Source organism: Oceanobacillus piezotolerans, assembly GCF_003665065.1.
Classification (GTDB): Bacteria; Bacillota; Bacilli; order Bacillales; family Amphibacillaceae; genus Oceanobacillus; species Oceanobacillus piezotolerans.
In genome coordinates this window covers 79,795-102,327 of the sequence record NZ_RCHR01000001.1, presented here as the reverse complement: position 1 = coordinate 102,327, position 22,533 = coordinate 79,795, and the positions used below count along the sequence as shown (strand labels likewise).

Genomic DNA, 22,533 nt, shown 5'->3' with positions numbered 1-22,533 from the left:
CAATTCATAGTACCACAAATTTATCGATTATTCCTGTAATTGACTTACTAATACATCTCTTGGTTTGCTTCCATTCTGCCCTGAAATGATCCCTCTGTTCTCCAGCGTATCAATGAGCCGTGCTGCCCGATTATAACCAATCTTATAATGACGCTGCAAAAGTGATGTACTTGCCGTATTTTGACTTAAGACAAACTGTATTGCATCCTGCAGAAGCTCGTCCTCTTCTTCATCCACTTGAATTTGTTCCAGGAGCTCTTCTTGCTCGAACAGGTAATTCGGTTCTGCTAAACTTCTCGCATAGCTGGTTACTCTTTCAATTTCTTCATCCGATACGAAAGGCCCTTGTAATCGAATACTCTTGCCTGCACCATTCTCTACAAATAGCATATCTCCCTTTCCTAAAAGCCTTTCTGCTCCGCTCAAATCAATTATGGTTCGAGAGTCTACTTGGGAAGATACACTAAAAGCAATCCTTGTAGGGATGTTCGCCTTAATAAGTCCTGTAATAACATCTACTGACGGACGCTGGGTTGCCAGAATCAAATGAATTCCGCATGCTCTTGCCTTTTGAGCGATACGACTAATAGAGAATTCAACATCTTGCGGAGATGTCATCATTAGGTCTGCTAACTCGTCAATGACAATGACAATGAAAGGCATTTTATCTTCACGACGTCCTTGTTGTAATACTTTTTTGTTATATCCTTCAATGTTTCTTACACCTTCATGAACAAACTTCTCATACCTGTCTTCCATCTCAGTGACAGCCCATTTCAGACTTTGTGTTGCAGCTTTTACATCTGTAATTACAGGAGCAACAAGATGTGGAATACCATTGTAGGGAGCTAGTTCCACCATCTTTGGATCAATTAATAATATCTTTACATCTTCATAACTTGCTTTATATAAAAGACTTACTAGCATCGTATTAATACAGACACTCTTACCAGATCCTGTAGCTCCCGCGATTAAGCCATGTGGCATTTTTTGGATATTTGTAATTTTAGGTTCTCCTTCAATACTTAGTCCAAGTGCAATGGTTAACGGAGAAGAGCTTTCTTTAAATTCTTTCGTTTCAAAGACCTCTTGAAGCCCTACCATTCGAGCATGACGATTCGGAATTTCAATACCAACTGTATTTTTCCCTGGAATCGGTGCTTCAATGCGAATATCTTTCGCAGCCATATTTAATTTTAAATCATCGCTAAGATTTTTGATTTTGCTTACCTTTACTCCCATTTCAGGGTGAACTTCAAACCGCGTTACGGAAGGGCCTTGTGTGGCCTTTACCACTTTAGCATTTACATTAAAGTGCTTTAGTGTTTGTTCAAGCAATTCTTGTTGCTGTTCTATCCAGGCACGGTTATTCTCATTTTTTGGGATAGGATCGTTTAGCAAATGAGATGGTAAATAAGTTTCTTTAGGTTGCTCTGGTGTAGTAGTTATGTCTTTTCTGGGATATTCTGATTGTTTACTTTGACTTGTGTCTGCATTTAACCGACTTGCTTTTCGCTGCCTGTCTCGAAGATTCCGTTTATCACTTGGAGTCATGATTACGTTAAAAGGATTGGAATAACTTCTTCTAGGTTTATTATCATTCTCTTCCAATGCTTTTGGAGGGTTGTTTTCTTTTTCTCCACTACCATCCATAGATGATTCTTCCGAAATTTCCTCCTCATAGTTTGTATCTAATTCGATACTTTGGTTTCCAATAACCGTAAACTTCCTGCTTACATGAGAGTCTGTCCATTCTTCTGTTTTATCTTCAGAAGAAGATTGCGTAGTTTCCTCTTTCCCATCTAATTCAGAAGCAGCTGCATGTCTTGATTCCTCTATTTCTAAAGATATTTCTGCACTGCTGGCAATTTCTTCTTCTGCTTGATTTTGTTCATCGTCTTGAAAATCTAAGTGCTGATTATCCAAATCCAATTGATCTTCTCGTCTGGAAGTCAGTCCTTTCTCTATAGCGTAAGCTTTATCCCTGCTTTGAAAGCCATAGATAGGAGACGGTACGTCACTGACCTTAAACGGTGTATCCGATTTCTTAATAATTTTCCGTACAGGTTCATCTGAGCTCTCTTTTCTGCTCGTTGGTCGAGGTGCTTCCTCCCCCCGTTTCCACATTACATTATTATCCATGTACCTTTCTCTGTTCTGATTTGTTCTTTGGTTTCGATTCGTTTTACTTCTTCTATTATAAGATTCATTGTTATCTTGATTCTGAAATTTATTATCTTTTGGTGGATCTGGGATTACAGGAAAACGAAATGGTCTTTCCTTTGGGTATTGATAGCTCACTTTTGCTTTAATTTCTGACTTTTTAATTTCAATTGGTGTTGGTACTTGCTCTTGATGCTCCTCATCAGCAAAAAGGTTCTTAACTTTATTCTTCCAATTCTCCCACATCATTCTCACTCTTTCTATTTGCTAAAGATTGTAATTCTTATTGTAGCATGTTTTTACAAGGTTGGTAGATATTACATAAGAAAAAAACAACCCAGGCAAACCGCTAGGCTGTTTTGAAATAAAGTGAAACTTCACTCAGAGGAGTTCCCTTTCCCCCACTGAGTGTTAGTACCGCTAGGAGAGACCCGCAGGCCCTTGAGCGAATCAAGTCTTTCCTAGCTGCTAGTCCCCCACTTACTATTCTTGTATTCTTCCAGAACTCCAGAAGGGGGGGAGTATAGCCAGTTAACCTGGATTAAAACTTAAACTCTTCTCCAACTCTATATGTATCTTCCAGAACATAAATACCTTTTTCCTTTGGTGCATTTGGTAATCCTAATTCCTTCTGAGAGCAAATCATTCCATTGGAAGGTATACCACGCAATTCAGAAGCTTTGATTTTTAGACCGCTTGGCATGGTTGCACCTACTTTAGCGACTACTACTTTTTGGCCTTTATCGACATTGGGAGCTCCACAAACAATTTGCAATGGGGTTTCTTCTCCCACGTCCACTTGGCAAACACTTAATTTATCAGCATTTTCATGTTTTTCTTTACTTACAACGTATCCAACAACAAATTTAGGGCTTAAATCAAAATCTAGAGAATCCGTTATATTGTTTTCTCTAAAGTATGTTTTAATATCTTCTAAAAGCTCTTGCGTTAATTTAACTGTCCCAGTCTCAGTTAGAGTTAAATGGGCAGATGCATGGAAAACATTATAACCTAGAATGCTTCCATCCTTTTTGGACGTTATTCTTGTAATATCCCCAATATTTTCGTGTTTGACTTCATATCGATCTTCATCTGCAAGCGGTATGATTAGTACATCACCTATACCTGCTGGATTATAAAATACATCCATTTTTTTCATCCTTTCTTAATCTTTTACTGGTCGGTTTTTTGCTAAAATAAAGATTGGCTCCAACTTCTTATCTTCATATATAAATGGAAGTGAAGTAATTGGATTTCTTCCCTCAGCAAAGAATTTCATAGTCATTTGTGCTAAAATATCATAACCTGTATTATTGCGTACATCAACTATAATGAGTACATCTGTATGCGGTACAGCAACAGCCAAGTCTCCAATTGCATTTGCTTTCATTTCATTTAAGAATGATTCATTAAGTATTCTGCTCGCATCATAGCCGTCTTGTGTGGCTATGAAGTAAAAATCATTATCCGCTACTGTATCCTTTTTTGTCTCAGTTGATAAAGAACGGACATTAAAGCTTGCAATTTCTTCAATATGATCCGTTGTCCATCCAACACGCTGCAATAGATTCTCATCAATTAATTGATAGGATTTCCCAAGGTCCAGAGCATAAAAAATTCTTGTTTCAGCAGTATGCTCTTTCGTAATTAATGTAACACCTGCTTTTGTTTTAGTTGGAAAGGAAGTTGATCTTATGACTGGAAAGATATTCTTTTCCATTCCCTTTAACTGAGGTTCCGTATTCATCACACGAAGAGCTTCTGTGATATGTTCTACTAATTCATCTAATGCTGCCTCTCCACGTTCATTATATTTAGCTATTACATTAGGTAAAGTTATCGTCATTCCTTTTTTTGAATGCTTCCACTCTACACGTAATGTATTCTTATCTCGATTAAATGATAGATGATAATCCTCATTTTTCAGACGCTCTTCTAATTTCTTTTTCATTTGAATTGCAGTCATTTTCATTTATTCGTCCTCCATCATTCTATCCTATGCAAGAAAATCGGCAGCTCTGCCGATTTCATTTTTTATTAAGGATTGTTCCGCATTAGATTACGCTGGCAAGTCTTTAATAAACTGAATAACTTCTTCTTTTGTTTTACGGTCTTTGCTCACAAATCGCCCAACCTCTTTAGCATTTTTAAAGGCCAAAAAGCTAGGTATTCCTAAGATATCATTCTCTATGCATAAATCAATAAATTTATCTCTGTCTACTTTTATAAAAGTATATTCCGGATATGCATTCTCAATTTTGGGAAGATCCGGATCTAAGTATCGACAGTCCCCACACCAGTCTGCAGAGAAAAGAAAAATGGTATCTTTATTATCTTTTAGTTCATGATATTGTTCAATAGTTTCTAATTCTTTCATGTTTATCAACTCCTGTTTTTATCATAACGTTGATTTTTATTGATTTCAATTAACTCGTACAATTAAAACAGCAAGAGCTTCCATTCTTAAAGACAATCTCTTGGAAATTTTTCTATAATTGGTTACTATTAAAATAGAATATGAATAGGAGGCGAAGTAATCAATGGAAATCGTTGTGTATCTAGCAGGTCAAATTCATGATGATTGGCGTGAACAGGTAGAACAAGGAGCAAGAGAGAAAAATTTGCCGCTCTCTTTCGTTGGTCCACAGACAAACCATGATCGTTCAGACAATATTGGTGAAGAAATCCTAGGAAAGCAGCCTAGCTCCTACTATAAAGACGATGCTGCAAGTGACATTAATAACTTTAGAACCCAAGTCTTAATGCAGAAGTCAGACATTGTTATTGCTTTATTCGGTGAACAGTACAAACAATGGAACACAGCTATGGATGTAAGTACAGCAATTTCGTTAAATAAGCCAACTATTATTGTGCGCCCTGCGTCCCTTATACATCCATTAAAGGAGTTATCCAATAAAGCAAATGTCACCGTTGAAACCATTGAACAAGCACTTGATGTAGTTTCATATATTTATGAATAAATATTCTCATTCCTCTATCAGGTTAATTAGCTTTATTAAAAAAAAAACAGCAGTGAATTAATTACTGCTGTTTTTAATATTTACCTTCCCATACTCCATTTGACCTTTCAGCATCTTAACAACATGAGTAAACATCTCTTTTCTAGAAATTAAATCATTTGTAAAGATACCGATAGCGCCTTCGTTTTTTCTAACATCTTGTCTTCTGGCATACTCATCCATAATATCTCCAAGTTCTTTTCCGGTTTTAAGCTCATTATCTATTTCAATTGGCAGCACCACTCGGGCACCACTGGCAGTGTAGATATGTCCACTTACATCAACTAAAGCTCCCCAATTACAGAGGTACAGCTGTTTTCCTACATACATAACTCCGCCCTCCAGGCCAATGCCAATTGCATCAGAATGAGACTCTCTGCTATGCAGAGCTCGGTTTATTGCACCTCGTCTTGTTTCTTCATCAGAGAAAGGCTGATTAGGTACGTTGGAAGGTACTTCTAGTGCTATCAGATTTGCTTCAGGAAAAATATCTTTCACTGCATCAACTTTTGTCGGGTTTTTTGATCCAATACAAATATTTATCATACCTACTCCTTTTAGTAATTCAATACTGGAATAAACTTACTTAGAACGAATAAGATTAACCGTATTTTGATCGGTTGTTTTTACTAATTTTACAAGTAATTCTTTTGCTGCTGCATAGTCATCAACATGGATAATAGAAGCTGATGTGTGAATATACCTTGAGCAAATCCCAATGACCGCACTAGGAACGCCACTATTGGATAAATGAATACTTCCAGCGTCCGTTCCACCTTGAGAGACAAAATATTGGTATTTGATATTATTTGATTCTGCTGTATCTAGAATAAATTCTCGAATACCTTTATGTGTTACCATAGTTCGGTCAAAAATTCTTAGTAATGCCCCTTCCCCTAACTTTCCGAAGGCTTTCTTATCACCAGACGCGTCATTTGCAGGTGATGCATCGAGAACATAGGCAATATCCGGCTGAATTAAATTAGCGGATGTCTTGGAACCACGTAACCCAACTTCCTCTTGAACCGTTGCTCCTGAATACAACTGATTTGGTAAAGTTTCGTTTTTTACCTCTTTAAGGAGCTCAATTGCAAGGCCACAGCCATAACGATTATCCCATGCTTTTGCCATAATTTTTTTAGGATTAGCCATTGGTTGGAAAGGGGTAATTGGTACAATCGTGTCTCCCGGCTTCACTCCGATTTCTTCAACATCCGCTCGATCATCTGCACCAATATCTATTAACATATTTTTAATTTCCATTGGTTTACTTCGCTGTGCTTCTGTCAGTAAATGAGGCGGAATAGAAGCAATAACACCGATTATTGGTCCTGACTCAGTCATAACCTGAACTCGCTGAGCCAGCATGACTTGGTTCCACCAACCACCTAACGGCTGAAAGCGAAGCATCCCATTCTCTGTTATTTGTGTTACCATAAATCCTACTTCATCCATATGGCCAGCAACCATCACTTTGGGACCTTCACCGTACTTCACACCAAAAATACTGCCTAGATTATCTTGAATAATTTCGTCTGCATATTTGTCTAACTCTTGCTCCATATATGCACGTACACGAGCTTCGTCACCCGGTGCACCTTGTAATTCTGTTAATGTTTTAAAAAGATCAAGTGTATTCTGATTCATTCGATACCCTCCACTAAGGTTTATACTAGTTAGTATAACGGATTAATCCGTTATCTTTCCACTAACTATATCTTATTTTCATTTTAATCCATTTTAAGGTATACTTAATTATATTATTGATGAAATATTCATTCCAATCTAACTATTAATGAGGTGTTGAAAATGAGTAAACGTAATATGGTTATGGCTTTTGCTATAGGTGCGGCCATTGGATATGTAGCAAATCAACAAATACAAACAAGACAAAAAGTCACACCTGAAAAAGCATTAAAGTATGCTAAAGAATCCTTTCAAAAATCTGGACCAATTAGTGGTTCTTGGATTTATATGAAAGCTGAGGACATGGAAAAAAACGGATTGCAGTATAAAGTTTATCGTGGCGGAATCACTCGAAATATTGATGGTGAAAACAAACAATACGAATTTTTCGTAGACGCAGAAACAGGTGGAGTAATATCTACCGTAGAAACAGCATAAAAATCGGCATAGCTGCCGATTTTTATTTTCGATTTAAGAAGCCACATCTGTGTTTTTTTTAGTATGGATATCGAACTCTCTCCAAAGCGTCTACCTTCTCGCCAGCATGATTATATTTTATTGCACGATAATAAGCATCATGATAAAAGGTATACCACGCCTCTCTTTGATACCCATATTCCATCCAGCTTTCCTTCTCGTGAACAGATGTAACTGGATAATCATCATAAGCCATTGCCCACAATTTATTCTGATGGGCATGTGTTGGCATGAGATCTGCCATATGGATAAAGCAAGCATCACCGTCATCATAAACAACGATAGCGTGTCCGTCACTATGGCCACCAGTATAAATTAATTTCAAGCCTTTTACTATCTCTATCTCATCTGCAAATGTTTCTACTTGATGCTCAATTGGCTGCCAATTACTCTCCCAATATGTATTTACAGACCGAATATTAGGGTTACGCATCTCGTTCCATTCTATTGCACTCGTATAAATTGTAGCGTTTGGAAAGATAGATTGATATTTACCTTCTCCAATTCTGCGAGATAGACCACTTGCATGATCGAAATGAAGATGTGTCATTAATATACCATTAATATCATCAGTACTAAGATTTAATTCCCGCAGTCCTTCTTCTACATAAGATTCCTCTAGCACACCAAAATTTCGAATCTGTTTCTCTGTAAATTTGCCGTTGCCAATTCCTGAATCAATTAAGAAATACCTATCGTCTAGTTGTAATAGTATTGGATCTGTACGTAACTCTATTTGATTTTTCTCATTGGAAGGGTACTTTTTTTGCCATAATGCTTTAGGTACAACTCCAAACATCGCACCCCCATCAAGGAAATTTACCCCTCCTTTTAGCCATGTTAATTTTGCTCTGCCTATTTGTAATGTCTCCAATCACTTCACTCCCTCTCTCTTCAATATTGTATCTAGATTTAGAATATTTAGCAAATTCATAAATAGTCTAAAAGAAGGCTAGTAATGATTATTTTAAAATAATTGAAGATTTTGAAGGGAAACAAGGAAGAATTGTAGAAATCATTATCCAAGGAGGGAATGTTATGGAAAAAGATATAGAAATAAGCGAGAAAGCATATACTACAAGTGAAATTGCTACAATGTTAGATATGGGAGTTACAACTGTAAGGAAATATGCACAATACTTGGAGAAGTCTGGTTATAATTTTGTTAAGACGAAACACAACGCGAGATTGTATGTAGAGCATGACATAATGGCGATACGATACCTAAAAGAACTAAGAGACAAAACCAATATTACTGTCGAACAAGCAACCAGTTTAGTAATGAAAAAAATCGGGAACAGTAATAAAACAACGGCAGAGGATACATCAAGTGTTATCACATCAAATACTCCTTCAGTTGAAGAAGAACGGTATACGAAGCAATATGAACAGCTAACCGAGCTAATGATTCAACAAAAACAATTAATACAATGCTTAATAGATAGATTAGATAAGCAACAAGAAGCTTTCGATGAACGGTTAAACGAAAGAGACAAAGACTTAATGCGCATTATAAATGAGAAATTAGAGGCGCAGAAACAAATTGCAGCAGCTGAGGAAAAATCAAAAGAACTAGAACAAAAGCCTTTCTTCAGTCGTTTATTCAAACGAGCATAGTATATCTTTCTCTCATTTAACCGTTTGTTTATTTTTTAATTAAACCTATCCCAATTTATAAAGGTTCAAAGACTATTTATTTTTTATCGTTCACACAATTGACACAATAGTATAATTTATTATACAATTATTAAAATATAAAATGAAAGGATGTTGTCTGTGATTCAAGTTAATGTAACTTTGGATTATGAAGGTCAGCTTTACCATACAAATGTAATTGCAAGCAGAGAAACTCAAGATGAAGAAATATTTGAACTTGCCATGAGTCAGATTCAACGGCAATGGGAGGAACCTATTGATTATTAAACTCTTCCCCTTTCTTTTTTATTCTTCTTATGTACCCTCTGCCTCCTCTCCCCTCTCTTTAAATTCATCAAAATATTACTTCTGGTAAATATATCCCATTTTTGGTATGATAATAATTATATTTTTTACAAATTTCTCTCCCGATTGTGAAATGTTTCACTTTTTAAAGATTGAACAATGATTAATTCTTTAACGGAGGTGTTTAGATGAGAACACATGAAGGAAAATGGGCATTAACTATTTTATTTATTGTTCTTCTGGCCTATGTTCTTCCATATACAGTATTCACAAATATTGAAAAATGGTATGGCAGCTTTTTATTATGGATTATTCTAACGGTTATAGTTATAATAATTACTTACTTTTTTACAAAAGATTGGGGTAATGAAGAATGAGTACAACCTTAGTTTGGTGGGCAATAGCGATTTATATCATTATTGCGCTTTTCATAGCTTATCTTTCGCGATCAGGAAAACAAACCAATATGACGAGCTATTTTCTAGGTGATCGCAATCTCGGAGGCTTTGTGTCTGCTTTAAGCTATAGCGCTACTACATATAGTGCATTTATGCTGGTAGGTTTAGCAGGACTTACATATAATGGCGGTGTTGGCGCTTTAGGATTTGAACTTGTTTACTTGATGGGTGTTTCACTTGTTGCATTTTTTGGTCCAAGATTTTGGAAAGTTGGGAAAAAATTTGGCTATGTGACTCCATCCGAAATGCTAGGAAGTAGATATGAGAGTAAATTAGTTTCTATAGTGGTTGCCCTGTTTAGTTGTCTATTTCTTATTCCCTATAGTGCTGTACAACTTTCAGGAGTAGGATACTTGCTCCAAGGAGTAACAAATAATAAGATCTCGTTTACAACAGGGGTTATCATTGCCACTATCTTAGCCATCGTTTTTTCCTATATTGCCGGAATTCGCTCTGTTGCATGGACAGATTCTTTACAAGCTATTTTTATGATTATTTCCGCCACTGTAGTAGTCATTGTTTTAGTCAATGGATTAGGCGGCTTTGGTGGATTTTTCCACACAATAGAGACAGAACAACCAGAAGCTTTAACTGTACCTGGTAATGGGTTTTGGAGCTTTGTGAATTTCTTAGGAATGACAATTCCATGGTTTTTCTTTAGTCTCTCGAATCCACAAGTTAGCCAAAGATTATATATGCCTTCATCCTTAAAAAGTATGAGACATATGCTTATGGGATTTATGATTTTTGGTCTCGTTTACACAATAGTGGCGATCATTTGGGGTTTCTCAGCTTCCATCATGTTCCCTAATTTAGAAAACGCAGACCTGGCAACGCCAATGGTATTGCAGTCTGATCTCGTGCCACCAATATTGGGAGTTATCGTAATGGTCGGTATTATGGCTGCAGCAGTCTCAACTATAGATTCAATTTTATTAACATTGTCTTCCCTTTTTGCCCGTGATGTTTATGGGAATTTAAGCAAGAATGCCAGTGATAGAAAGCAGCTTCAAATTGGTAAAATAGTAATTCCTATTATTGCTATTCTTGCCTACTTCTTTGCTCTATTGGAAGTAAACTTAATTGCAGTGCTTTCGGTTGCCTCCTCAGCCGGATTGCTAGTCGTTGTCCCTGCAATTATAGGAACCTTTTTCTGGAAAAGAGGAACTGCAGCAGGAGTACTAACCAGTGTCATTGTAAGTGGGTTAATCGTGATTATTATTGAACTCACTCAAACAAAACCATTTGGACTAGCTTCCGGTATATGGGGAATCCTTCTATCTACATTCCTTTTTGTGGTTGTGAGCTTATGTACCAAGCAACCAGAGAAAGTTGCAGAGGACTTTTTCAGCTGAATATATACAATGAAAGGTGCCTATAAATTCTTATGGCACCTTTTTCCACTAAATATAGATAGACTTCTGATTTATTAAGTTCGGTAAAGTGCAAAAAAACCGCTCCGGAAATACACTGCGCTTTCCACGGGCGGCTGCTGAGCCTCCTCGAGACTGTCGTCTGATTACATGGACTATCACTACACGTTAATCAGAAAATCTTTACTAGCGTAGGCAGAATACGTAGACTCCTACGGGAACAGCACGTGTTCGAAGACCCCACAGCGGTGGTTTTTCCGCGAGGAGGCTGAGGCCGTGCCCGTGGAAAGCGGAGTATTCTGCCGAAGCGGCTTCATACACACACAATTACTAGAACAAGCGAGAGTAGGATCAGGTAATACCATTTTCACTACGTCGGATTTCCTAACAACTATGAAAGGAAAGAACACACCTCCTAACACATTTTTTCACAAACAAATCAAATGGATAGGATTGAATTATATGGTAAACTAAGACTATCATCTCTTGAGAGGAGGTAAACAGAATCGGGCTTACCTTAGTTCGATTCTAACTTAATATGAAAATTACCGTTACAGATCGTGCGAATAAATGGTTAGTAGAAGAAATGGATTTACAAAAAGGGGATGCTGTTCGATTCCTCGGCAAATTATATGGAAAAACAGAAATACATGATAATTTCTCAGTAGGATTACGCATAGATGAGCCACGTGATGTCTTAGCAGAACAAACAATTGAAGGAATTACTTATTTCATTGAGGAAATCGACGATTGGTTTTTTAGTGGATATGATTTTGAAGTAGTCTACAATGAAAACACAGATGAATTAGATTATAAATTCAGCAAACAATAATCTTGGCAAAGCAGAACTTAGTCCTAAAAAACACTCGTATCAAAGCGAGTGTTTTTTTATTTAGAAACAAGTGCCATGTTCAAACGTACATGATTAAAGCGTTCTATGGTAAAATAATTTAATAAAAGAAGGAGGTCCGCTTCATGTTTAGAAAGATATTAAAACAGATAAAACACCTCTCGGAAGAAAGCAGTAAACGGAAACATTATCGTTCCCATGGAGGCGATAGCAGTAGCAGAAGAAAGATGCACCGGTATTATGGGAGCAGTGGAAGATCTAAATATCGGAGATTTGATAGCAGCAGTAGACGAAAAGGTTACTATGGCAGCAGTAGCAGTAAGAATTATCGCCATCACCCATTAAGTGGCAGCAAACGCTACAAAAGAAAAGGCTGGAGAAGCAGCAGTTAAGAATTGGCTTGTATCGCAGCTTTTAAATCTGCAAGCAATGCTTCGTCAGACTCATAATTCGGTTGTATCCCAAGTAATCGTTTTAAAAACCGAACCGTTTCATCTTTTAAAATAAGTTCTTCTGTCCAAGGAAGGGCTTTCTTATATTTTCTCTTTGTAAATGTTGTGTACAATAAATAAAGCAGAATATCTCCGAGATCATAATAGTCTTGCTGCTGTAACTCTTTTCTCACTTTCTCACTAGCTCCTTGTTGCGCCAACCCAAAATCAATAATATACAGAGCATCGTCCTTTATCATCAGATTCGGAATCCGTAGATCCAAATGATAGATATGCTGATGATGAAGAAAATTCACTACCCTAAATAGATTCTCGATAAAAAGCAGTGATCCTATTTCATCAAAAGTCTGCTTCCTTTTAAAGATTTCATTCTCAAGGTTATTTCCAGGAATGTATTCCATTACATAAAAATAATTATTTTCTTCTATAAAAGCTTCATAAAATTTGGGAACTTGTCGATGATCGATCTCCTTTAGAATTTCTGACTCTTTCATAAAATAAGCAATCTCGGTCTTTCTTTTTCTTTTACTAGGTCTAAGTTGTTTAAGAACTTTCTGTACTTCTTCTTTTTCGTCAACACAAATATAGGCAACTCCGTAACTGCCTTGCCCAATGATACCTTTAACTCGGTAACGACTCTTTATAAGTTTGTCCTTTTCTAATGAATTATCTACTAACCATTGGAATATGTATTTCATCCGTCGCATCCATCTCTTCCTTTTCCTGTCTACATAACAATATTAGCGAATGTAGCTCCTGTAATATCCAGGATTGCCTTTGGATCAATCTCTATTTGCATTCCACGCCTCCCAGCAGATACAACAATGGTGTCCATTAATTCAGCTTGGGATGCAATATAAGTAGGGTAGTTCTTTTTCATCCCTAATGGGGAACAACCTCCACGAATATACCCTGTTGTTTTCTCTAAATCCTTCATTGCTAACATCTCAACTTTTTTATTGCCACTAGCCTTAGCAAGCGCCTTTAAGTCCAGTTCAGCGGTAGCTGGTATACAAGCAACGATTATTCCTGTCTTATCTCCTTCTGTTACTAGGGTTTTGTAAATTTTCTCTAAAGGCATTCCAACCTTTTCTGCTGCTGTCTTCGCATCTAAATGTTCTTCACTCCATGGATACTCATGTACGAGGTAGTGAATTCTTTCCGTATCTAATAACCGAATTGCATTCGTCTTCTGTATTTTTTTCCTTCTCATCTTTTTACCTTTCTTAATTGTTTTCCTTATTTTATCATAGTTAACTTACATCTAAATAGTCAAACAACCACGCAAATTGTCGAACAAGATAGAACTTTATGTATTTCCCGAGAAATAGATATACAAGCATATATTTCATTTAACTATGGATACAGAATTAGTGATAATTCACTAGGCTAATCCGATTAACATTCCTTTTTTTAGAATATAGGTCACAAAAAGTTCAGACAATCAAATAATAAACAAATTTAAAGGAGACATCTAAATAGACGTCTCCGTTTTCCTCAGGTTAACAGTCTGTATGACCCTTAACGAAAAGATGTCGAGTAAAATTTAAAGTTGTAAGCAAGGAGTAAAGTAATCCCCCATTCAGTGGAGTTTCGCTTTATTATCTTTCTTGTTCTATTAATTCTAGTGCGTTATTGAATTCCTCTTCAATTTCAGCATTTGGTTTATATGTCACTAAGCTTACCACGACCGTTACAATTAAACTTAATATAAAGCCTGGTACAATTTCATACAGAAATCCACTTAATGCTTCTATATTTCCCCAGATGAACACCGTAACTGCACCAACAATCATTCCCCAAAGTGCGCCTGTACCTGTAGTTTTTCTCCAATATAGTGACAGAAGAACGAGAGGTCCAAATGAAGCGCCAAAACCAGCCCAAGCAAAGGATACAAGTCCTAATATGGTATCATTTTGCTGCCAAGCAAAAACCCCTGCAACAAGCGAAACCGCGACCACTGCTATCCTTCCAAGTCTGACATATTGTTGGTCACTCGCATTTGTGTTAATAACTGCTTTGTAAATATCCTCAACTAATGCAGAGGAGGTAACAATCAATTGTGAGGAAATCGTACTCATAATTGCTGCTAATACTGCCGCTAACATAAGTCCCGCAATAAATGGGTGGAAAATGATTTGTCCCATTGCAATAAAAATCGCTTCTGGATCTGATAATGTAACAGTAGGATTTTGCTGGAAGTATGCCACCCCAACAAGAGCGGTTAATGCCGCTCCAACTAAGGAGAGAATCATCCAACTGATCCCAATTCTTCTCGCGGACTTTATTTCCTTCGTGGATTTAATTGCCATAAAACGTACAATAATATGCGGTTGACCAAAATAACCAAGTCCCCATGCTATGGAAGAAATAATACCTGTGGCAGTGGCGGTAGCAAAGAAGCTAAGTAGATTAGGGTCAACGGAACGTATTGTATCAACTGTCTCTCCAATACCTCCTGTTAAGAATACCCCTACTACTGGCACCATAATCAACGCTAAAAACATCATGGTACCTTGTACAAAGTCGGTATAACTAACTGCAAGAAACCCACCTATCATGGTATAAGCAATAACAACTGCAGCAACAATAAGCAATCCTACATGATAGTTATAGCCAAAGGAGCTTTGAAAGAATACTCCACCCGCTACCATTCCAGATGAAACATAGAAAGTAAAATATACTAAAATAATTAAACCAGATACAATACGGAGAATTTTAGTATTCTCTTTAAAACGATTATCAAAAAAGCTCGGTATCGTAATGGAATTATTGGATACTTGTGTGTATGCTCGTAATCGTGGTGCGACCAACTTCCAGTTTAACCATGCACCAATCGTTAGACCAATTGCTATCCAGCCTTCTACTAAACCAGAAATATAAATAGCACCAGGCAGTCCCATTAATAGCCATTGAGACATATCTGCCGCACCCGCACTTAGCGCAGAAACTGCAGGACCTAAATCCCTCCCACCCAACATATAATCATTTAAGTTAGAGGTTTTACGATATGCGTAAAATCCAATGAGCACCATAGCAACTAAATATAATATTATAGCGGCCAACTGAAATGTGATATCTGACATCAAATCTCTCCTTTATCTTTTTCTTCCTTTATTCTATAAGATAATAAATATATTTTGTAGAAAATCCCTGAAACACTTTGCTCAACCATCCTTTCCCTTAATTTTTAAATATCATCTAATAAATAATTGTAAGACAGGGATTCATATAAAACAAACCCTTTTGTATAAATGGTTACATTCCTATACTTAAGGAGATAGGAAATGACTATTTTTCCTATCTCAACCAAGTTAACTTGCTTTGTCTCTTTTACTTCTTCTCTGCTTTCTCCAAAGAAGTAATATGGAAGCAGCAATAGCTCCTGTAATTATCGGTTCTTTCTTAAGTTGATTTTCACTTTTGCAAAACACATCCTTAACAACCAAATTTACATTCTGTGGCCTTTCAGCAAGACGTCTCATAAAATACCCAAACCAATCACTTCCAAATGGAATATACGTACAGAAATTGTAACCTTCTTCAGCAAGATTAGAGTGCATTTCTGTTCTGAATCCATATAACATTTGAAATTCAAATTTATCGTTTGATATGTTTTTCTTTTTTACAAACGCTTTCATTTCATTAATAATTCTATGGTCATGCGTTGCAATAGAGGTAAATTCTGCTTCTTCCAGACGCTTTTTTGCTATTTTAATAAACGCTCGATCGATATCCTCTTTGGACTGATATGCCACATCAGAACTTTCTTTATAAGCCCCTTTGACGAGTCGAAGCCTGACATCTTTTAAGTCCTCTAAATCATCTTCTGTTCGATAAAGGTAAGCTTGCATTACTGTTCCTACATTATCAAAGTCTTTACGAAGTTCTAATAATACATCAATCGTTTGTTGATAATGTGAGTAATCCTCCATATCTATATTAACAAATATTCCATAACTCCCCGCAATTGTTAAAATTTCCTTCATATTTTCTACACAAAATTCTCGATCTATATCTAGACCTAATTGCGTTAGTTTAACGGATAGATGACAATCTAGTTTATCTGTATGAATTCTGTCTAATAATCGGAGGATTTCTTCCTTAGCTTTAGTAGATTCAGCCTTGTCTGAGACAAATTCTCCTAAATTATCAAGGGTACAGCTAATTCCTATGCTATTAAGTTCTTTAACTACTTTCGCTACGCTGTCAACTGTTGTACCAGCTACAAACTTTTCCGCACCTAATCGGAAGCCCCATTTTTTAGCGTATTCATTCAGAAACTTATTGTTTGATAGACCAATAAAAAAGTCTCTAGTTACATTCACGATAACAGTCCTTCCTTTACGTCTTTTAAATGTGTCATTCATTGGACTTAATCATTCTATGAGGTTGAACAAGAGTGTTTCATAAACGAGAAAACAAACTCTACCAGCTTCAATAACGATCGGGAAAATTTATCTATTGTTCAACTATTGAGTCTCCCAACTTATTTATGTCTTCAACCTCATAGAATGTTAGAAATTAGTACATTTCAGTTACTACTTTTGCTTCAAGAAAATACTGTAAATAATCTGGACCACCAGCTTTAGAATCTGTACCCGACATCTTAAATCCACCAAATGGTTGATATCCGACTATAGCAGCGGTACATCCACGATTAAAATAAAGGTTTCCTACATGGAAGTCGTAACGAGCTTTTTCAAGATGCTCTCGATTATTACTAATTACCGCTCCCGTTAAACCATACTCTGTATTGTTAGCGATTTCAATTAGTTCATCAAAATCATTGCCTTTGGCAAATGCAACAACCGGCCCAAAAATTTCTTCTTGCATAATTCTAGCGTCAGGATCTACATTACTGAAGATAGTAGGTGTAATAAAATAGCCTTTAGAGTCGTCTACTTCGCCTCCGTATACTAATTCACCCTCGTCTTTACCTATTTCGATATAATTTTTTATTTTATTAAACTGTTGTTGGTTAGAAACAGCAGCCATGTAAACATTTTCATTTGTAGGATTTCCAATAGTTAGTTTTTTTGTTAACTCAATTGATTTTGCCAGCACTTCATCATAAACGTCTTTATGAATGACTGCTCTAGAGCAAGCAGAACATTTTTGTCCAGAGAAGCCAAAGGCAGAATTCACAATAGAATCAGCAGCTAAATCTAAATCGGCCTCCTTATCAACAATAATAGTATCCTTTCCACCCAGCTCCGCAATAACTCGTTTGATGTGTTTTTGGCCCTCTTGAACAATTGCAGCGCGTTCTATAATACGTAAACCTGTATTTCTCGAACCGGTGAAATTGATGAAATGTGTATCTTTATGATCAACGAGATAATCACCAATCTCAGCTGGATCACCAGGTACGAAGTTTAATACACCTCTCGGAAGACCGGCTTCTTCCAGAACTTCCACTAATTTATAGGCAATTACTGGAGTATGCTCAGATGGTTTTAATAGCACAGGGTTGCCTGCAACAATTGGTGCTACAGCAGTTCCACAGACGATTGCAAAAGCAAAGTTCCATGGTGGAATAACAACGCCAGGTCCCATTGGCTGATAAAAATAAGCATTATGTTCATTAGCACGATCGGCTAGTTTTTTACCACTTGCAAGTTCCAGCATTTGACGACCATAGTATTCGAGAAAGTCAATGCCCTCCGCTGTATCTCCATCAGCTTGGTTCCATGGTTTACCTGCGTCATATACTAGCCACGCTGAGAATTCATGCTTCCGACGGCGAACAATTGCTGCAGCTCTAAATAATACATCTGCACGTGCGGCAGCTGGCATTTTTCTCCAAGTCGTAAAAGCTTCTAAAGCAGCATCCATCGCTTGATCAACATGCTCCTTTGTTGCTTTCGACACTTTACCTACCACTTGGTCTTTATCATTAGGATTAATGGATACTAATTTATCTTCTGTATAGATTCTTTCTCCGTTAATGACCAACGGGTAATCTTTCCCAAGCTCACTCTCAACTAACTTGAGAGCGGATTCAAATTCTTCCTTATTCTTTTGATTATCAAAATCGGTAAATGGTTCATGTTTAAATGGTAATACCAAAATAATACCCTCCTTGATTAATAGATTGTAAAAGGCAACACATAAATTTGATAAATTTTTGCCTAATTAACTCTCACCTTTACTATGCAAAATCCGTACCAACTAATTTTATTTTCATCTGCTGCCGGGAAAGAACATATATGATGGCATTAAGTTAATAATAATCAAAATATAATTTATCAAACATTTGTTTAAAATATTTACACAACTGTTAATACGTTGTACAATATATTAACAGTTCTTGGAAAATAGGATTATTTTCATTTAGGAAGAATAGTTTAATTACAGATGTTTAAGGGGGTTCTATTCATGCTGAAGGATACACCATATTTAGATGCTGTCCTAGCAGCGGAAGACGATGCCATAACAATTATAAATAGGAATAAGGAAGTTATCTTTTGGAATGAAGCTGCTGTTCAGACGTACAATATACCTCGATTGGATATCATACATAAAAAAATAACCGATTTTTTCCATGATGATAATCTCATGGTCTTAAAGGTATTAGAGACAAGATCCCCAGTAAGAAACGTATATCATCGCCCTAGGAAAGATAAGCATGTTGTTATTAATACCCTTCCTGTTTACAATGAGGATAAGGAATTAATTGGCGTCGTTTCTGTCGAACGGGATATTACTCAAATCGTAAAATTAAACGAAAACCTTGTAACAACATCTACCGAATTAAATGAACTAAGGCAGAAGGAGTATACCAAAAAGGAAGGAACCCCCTTTTCTCAATTAAAAGGCAGCAGCAATGCACTTCAACAAACCATACAAATCGCCCAAAAAGCGGCAAGAACAAATGCCACAACTTTAATTTTGGGAGAAAGTGGAACAGGAAAGGATATATGTGCCAGAGCAATCCATGAAGCAAGCGACCGTAACCATGCTCCTTTTATACCTGTGAACTGTGGCGCTATTCCCAGTGCGTTATTTGAAAGCGAGCTTTTCGGTTACGAGGGAGGGGCTTTTACTGGAGCGGAAAAGAAAGGGAAGCCAGGGAAGATAGAAATGGCTGACGGTGGAACGCTTTTCTTAGATGAGGTTGGCGAGCTTCCTTTAGAGATGCAGGTAAAGCTTTTACGTGTTTTACAGGAGAATGTGTTATATCGAATTGGAGATTCCAAGGGTAAAAAATTAAACGTACGCATCATAGCAGCAACTAATCAAAATCTAGAGGAATTAATGGAAGAGAAACAGTTTCGTTCCGATTTATTTTATCGTTTAAACGTTATTCAATTGGTTATGCCGCCTTTAAGAGATCGTTTAGAAGACATCCCAGAGCTTATTGATGTTTTCCGAAGAAAATTCTCAGATCAATACCAAATTTCAGCACCAAGATTTGATGAAAGTGCATTAAATATGCTTCTACATTATCACTGGCCCGGTAATGTGCGTGAATTGAGGAACTTGATTCAACGAATTGTCATTCTATCGGAAAGCCCGATAGTGAGCGAAGATGATATTCTACTATTTCAGCAAAGGGATGGCCATATACCAGAAAGAAAAAAAGTAAAACAAAAGCATACACTGCCGCAAGAAAAAGAATCTATCGAGAAACATCTAATAGAAGAAACCCTACTGCAAACCAATGGCAATAAATCACAAGCCGCAAAGAAATTAGGAATATCCAGAGTTACCCTTTACAACAAAATAAAAAAATATCAAATTAAAATGAGCTGACCGCCTTCAGCACAATTTAATTTGATATTCGCCAAGATTCACTGTTCGGCTTAATCGGCAAAATTTGTTCCAAATCAAGATTAGCACGACTAAGATTTTAGCAACAAGAAATCCATTGATCTATGATTTACTTTAATAATAACTCAACGAAATAGTCACCAACTTCAGAAGTTGTAGCCTGACCACCTAAATCCTTTGTCAAACGATCTTTTTGCTTCACAATTGTTTCCAATGTCTGGAGCACAGAACGACCCCATTCCTCTAAGCCAAAGAAGTCTAGCATTTGACTAACAGACCATATAGCTGCAAGAGGATTAGCTATTCCTTTACCTGCAATATCAGGTGCGGAACCATGAACTGGTTCAAACATAGACGGGTAGGTTTTATCGGGATTGATATTAGCACCTGTAGCAAGTCCAAGTCCACCAGTAATTGCAGCACCTATATCTGTAACTATATCGCCAAATAGGTTAGAGGTAACCACTACTTCAAACCGCTCCGGCTGAGCGACGAAATATAAACTAGCTGCATCTACTAAATAAGAATAAGTCTTAACATCTGGATATTCTTTTCCAACTTCTTCAAAGACTTGGTCCCAGAACACCATAGAATACTGCAAAGCGTTTCCCTTACTAATGCTTGTTAACGTCTTATTTGATTTCCTAGCTTCCTCGTAGGCATAGCGAATGATTCTTTCTGTGCCCTTTCTGGAAAATACGCCGGTCTGAAGAACCACCTCTTCGGGTTTCCCTTTAAAGAGCCAGTCACCAGCACCTGCATATTCCCCTTCACTATTCTCCCGGATAACTAACATATCGATATCCTTCTGACTCTTTCCCTTTAATGGTGTGAAAGAGTCGTTTAGCAGACGGATAGGTCTTAAGTTAACATATTGATCAAATCCTCTTCGAATCTTTATCAATAATTCTCGCAATGATATATGGTCCGGTACTCCTGGATAGCCTACTGCTCCTAGATATATAGCATCAACATCCTGCAATAACTCAAGCCCATTATCATCCATCATTTTTCCAGTGTTTAAATAATATTCACATCCCCATGGGTATTCCCTAAAGGAAAAAGAGACATTGGGATCTGCTTTCTCTATCGCCTTTAGTATTTTCACTCCTTCAGCAACTACCTCTGGACCGATTCCATCCCCAGGAATTAAAGCGATTTCAAAATGTTTCATAGTTTCTCCTCCATTATGTTATGTATACTCTTAGAACACGGACCATGATGCTAGCCAGCACTTCATCTACGTTACTATCAAGCCAGTTTGCAATATCTCTTGCTGAAATTCTCTTTTCCCCCTGCTTTCCAATCAGGATAACTTCATCTCCTATTGTAAGATTAGGAATTTCTGTAACATTAATTAAGGTTTGGTCAAGAGAAATAGTGCCGATAATATTTGCTTCTTTTCCATTTACTATTACTTTTCCAATATTGGATAATCCCCTCTTGTATCCATCACCATGGCCAATTGATATAATTCCAATCTGCTCTGTCTTTGTTGTACTATATTTACCACCATACCCTACTTTTGTGTTGGGTGCCAATGTTTTTAAGTGGATTAATTTAGATTTCAATGACATAACTGGCTCTAGCATAATTTGTTTCTCTTGGCGCAGTGAAGGATGATAACCAAACAAGGCTATTCCTGGCCGCACCATATCCAAGTGCATATCCTCTCGCTCAATAGCTATCGTGGAGGCACCGACATGTTTAATAGGAAAAGTATATCCAGCCTCCTCTAGCTGGGCTACTGTATTCATAAACAATCTATACTGTTGTTCTGTTGTATTCCATTCTCCTTCGTCTGCACTGGAAAAGTGTGTATAAATACCTTCCCAGCAAAGACCGGAAAGGGAATAATATTTTTTACAAAAGGGCAAAGTTTCATTTGGATTCATTCCAAAACGGTGGAGACCAGTATCTATTTTTAAATGAACGGTGGCCTCCTTCCCCACTCTTTCAGCCTCCGTACTTAATGCCTTGGCAACATCTTCCGTACTTACCTGTGCAATTAGATTATAATTCACAACGTCGCTTGCTTGGTCTGGAATAATAGAGCTTAAAATATGAATAGGAAGAAGGAGCCCATTTTTTCTAAGCTTAACTCCCTCTTCCACTGTAGTCACACCAATTCTATTAGCCCCTGCTCTGACTGCTTCCTGTGCAATCGGAATGATTCCATGACCATAAGCATCTGTCTTGATAACCGCCATAATTAATGTCCCTTGTTTTAAAACGTGTTTAATCGCCTTTATATTTTTACGAAAAGTAGTTAAATTGATTTCAGCAATGGTATGGTGATTGCCAAGTGCATGAAAAGGTGTAGACATCATAACTCCT

At 37.0% G+C, this 22,533-nt stretch carries 23 protein-coding genes; 9 read left to right on the top strand and 14 right to left on the bottom strand.

The genetic code is table 11. The features are described from left to right. Positions 1–27: 27 nt before the first annotated feature. From D8M04_RS00525 to D8M04_RS00510, 4 genes are all read right to left on the bottom strand, one after another. Positions 28–2,409, bottom strand: coding sequence for a DNA translocase FtsK (locus D8M04_RS00525; RefSeq protein ID WP_121520339.1), 2,382 nt, complete (start codon positions 2,407–2,409; stop codon positions 28–30). Between the two features lie 295 nt (positions 2,410–2,704). Further along, positions 2,705–3,313 (bottom strand): YtpR family tRNA-binding protein, encoded by a 609-nt coding sequence (gene ytpR, locus D8M04_RS00520; protein ID WP_121520338.1) that lies wholly within the window; start codon positions 3,311–3,313, stop codon positions 2,705–2,707. Between the two features lie 15 nt (positions 3,314–3,328). Continuing rightward, positions 3,329–4,135: a DUF1444 domain-containing protein gene (locus tag D8M04_RS00515; RefSeq protein WP_121520337.1), complete on the bottom strand. Its 807-nt coding sequence runs from the start codon at positions 4,133–4,135 to the stop codon at positions 3,329–3,331. 87 nt (positions 4,136–4,222) lie between these two features. Further along, entirely contained in the window at positions 4,223–4,540 is a 318-nt protein-coding gene (locus D8M04_RS00510; RefSeq protein WP_121520336.1) for a thioredoxin family protein, read from the bottom strand. A 163-nt stretch (positions 4,541–4,703) separates the two neighbouring features. Between D8M04_RS00510 and D8M04_RS00505 the strand changes: the two genes are divergently transcribed. After that, entirely contained in the window at positions 4,704–5,144 is a 441-nt protein-coding gene (locus D8M04_RS00505) for a YtoQ family protein (RefSeq protein ID WP_121520334.1), read from the top strand. Between the two features lie 57 nt (positions 5,145–5,201). On the opposite strand, the gene D8M04_RS00500 is transcribed toward D8M04_RS00505, so the two are convergent. Both D8M04_RS00500 and D8M04_RS00495 read right to left on the bottom strand, forming a co-directional pair. Continuing rightward, positions 5,202–5,726, bottom strand: a complete 525-nt coding sequence (locus D8M04_RS00500; RefSeq protein ID WP_121521668.1) for a DUF84 family protein — start codon at positions 5,724–5,726, stop codon at positions 5,202–5,204. Positions 5,727–5,765: 39 nt separating this feature from the next. Then, a complete protein-coding gene (locus tag D8M04_RS00495; RefSeq protein ID WP_121520332.1) occupies positions 5,766–6,830 on the bottom strand; it encodes a M42 family metallopeptidase in 1,065 nt (354 codons plus the stop codon). Between the two features lie 162 nt (positions 6,831–6,992). On the opposite strand from D8M04_RS00495, the gene D8M04_RS00490 reads away from it, so the two are divergent. Further along, positions 6,993–7,307, top strand: a complete 315-nt coding sequence (locus tag D8M04_RS00490; RefSeq protein ID WP_121520330.1) for a PepSY domain-containing protein — start codon at positions 6,993–6,995, stop codon at positions 7,305–7,307. Positions 7,308–7,365: 58 nt separating this feature from the next. On the opposite strand, the gene D8M04_RS00485 is transcribed toward D8M04_RS00490, so the two are convergent. Beyond that, a complete protein-coding gene (locus tag D8M04_RS00485; RefSeq protein WP_121520328.1) occupies positions 7,366–8,220 on the bottom strand; it encodes a YtnP family quorum-quenching lactonase in 855 nt (284 codons plus the stop codon). A gap of 164 nt (positions 8,221–8,384) precedes the next feature. Between D8M04_RS00485 and D8M04_RS00480 the strand changes: the two genes are divergently transcribed. The 6 genes from D8M04_RS00480 to D8M04_RS19945 all read left to right on the top strand — a co-directional run bounded on the left by D8M04_RS00480 (position 8,385) and on the right by D8M04_RS19945 (position 12,313). Beyond that, positions 8,385–8,963: a DUF3967 domain-containing protein gene (locus tag D8M04_RS00480; protein ID WP_121520326.1), complete on the top strand. Its 579-nt coding sequence runs from the start codon at positions 8,385–8,387 to the stop codon at positions 8,961–8,963. Positions 8,964–9,122: 159 nt separating this feature from the next. Continuing rightward, a complete protein-coding gene (locus D8M04_RS00475; RefSeq protein ID WP_121520324.1) occupies positions 9,123–9,269 on the top strand; it encodes a BA3454 family stress response protein in 147 nt (48 codons plus the stop codon). A 206-nt stretch (positions 9,270–9,475) separates the two neighbouring features. Continuing rightward, positions 9,476–9,664, top strand: coding sequence for a hypothetical protein (locus tag D8M04_RS00470; RefSeq protein WP_121520322.1), 189 nt, complete (start codon positions 9,476–9,478; stop codon positions 9,662–9,664). After that, positions 9,661–11,100, top strand: coding sequence for a sodium:solute symporter family protein (locus D8M04_RS00465; RefSeq protein ID WP_121520320.1), 1,440 nt, complete (start codon positions 9,661–9,663; stop codon positions 11,098–11,100). Before D8M04_RS00470 ends, D8M04_RS00465 begins: the two co-directional genes overlap by 4 nt. Positions 11,101–11,656: 556 nt before the next feature. Next, positions 11,657–11,950: a HesB/YadR/YfhF family protein gene (locus tag D8M04_RS00455; RefSeq protein WP_121520316.1), complete on the top strand. Its 294-nt coding sequence runs from the start codon at positions 11,657–11,659 to the stop codon at positions 11,948–11,950. Between the two features lie 216 nt (positions 11,951–12,166). After that, positions 12,167–12,313: a hypothetical protein gene (locus D8M04_RS19945; protein WP_158595065.1), complete on the top strand. Its 147-nt coding sequence runs from the start codon at positions 12,167–12,169 to the stop codon at positions 12,311–12,313. Between the two features lie 43 nt (positions 12,314–12,356). On the opposite strand, the gene D8M04_RS00450 is transcribed toward D8M04_RS19945, so the two are convergent. The 5 genes from D8M04_RS00450 to pruA all read right to left on the bottom strand — a co-directional run bounded on the left by D8M04_RS00450 (position 12,357) and on the right by pruA (position 18,492). After that, positions 12,357–13,118 (bottom strand): serine/threonine protein kinase, encoded by a 762-nt coding sequence (locus tag D8M04_RS00450; protein ID WP_246001081.1) that lies wholly within the window; start codon positions 13,116–13,118, stop codon positions 12,357–12,359. 29 nt (positions 13,119–13,147) lie between these two features. Then, positions 13,148–13,633: a Cys-tRNA(Pro) deacylase gene (ybaK, locus tag D8M04_RS00445; protein ID WP_121520312.1), complete on the bottom strand. Its 486-nt coding sequence runs from the start codon at positions 13,631–13,633 to the stop codon at positions 13,148–13,150. A gap of 388 nt (positions 13,634–14,021) precedes the next feature. Next, positions 14,022–15,506 (bottom strand): sodium/proline symporter PutP, encoded by a 1,485-nt coding sequence (putP, locus tag D8M04_RS00440; RefSeq protein ID WP_121520310.1) that lies wholly within the window; start codon positions 15,504–15,506, stop codon positions 14,022–14,024. 228 nt (positions 15,507–15,734) lie between these two features. Further along, positions 15,735–16,751 (bottom strand): proline dehydrogenase family protein, encoded by a 1,017-nt coding sequence (locus D8M04_RS00435; protein ID WP_121521667.1) that lies wholly within the window; start codon positions 16,749–16,751, stop codon positions 15,735–15,737. Positions 16,752–16,944: 193 nt separating this feature from the next. Beyond that, positions 16,945–18,492, bottom strand: coding sequence for an L-glutamate gamma-semialdehyde dehydrogenase (gene pruA / locus D8M04_RS00430; RefSeq protein WP_121520308.1), 1,548 nt, complete (start codon positions 18,490–18,492; stop codon positions 16,945–16,947). 309 nt (positions 18,493–18,801) lie between these two features. Between pruA and D8M04_RS00425 the strand changes: the two genes are divergently transcribed. Then, positions 18,802–20,178, top strand: coding sequence for a sigma-54 interaction domain-containing protein (locus tag D8M04_RS00425; RefSeq protein WP_121520306.1), 1,377 nt, complete (start codon positions 18,802–18,804; stop codon positions 20,176–20,178). Positions 20,179–20,305: 127 nt separating this feature from the next. Here D8M04_RS00425 and D8M04_RS00420 read toward each other — a convergent pair whose 3' ends face one another. Beyond that, a complete protein-coding gene (locus D8M04_RS00420) occupies positions 20,306–21,370 on the bottom strand; it encodes a tartrate dehydrogenase (RefSeq protein ID WP_121520304.1) in 1,065 nt (354 codons plus the stop codon). Between the two features lie 13 nt (positions 21,371–21,383). After that, a complete protein-coding gene (gene alr / locus D8M04_RS00415) occupies positions 21,384–22,523 on the bottom strand; it encodes an alanine racemase (RefSeq protein ID WP_121520302.1) in 1,140 nt (379 codons plus the stop codon). Positions 22,524–22,533 lie beyond the last annotated feature (10 nt).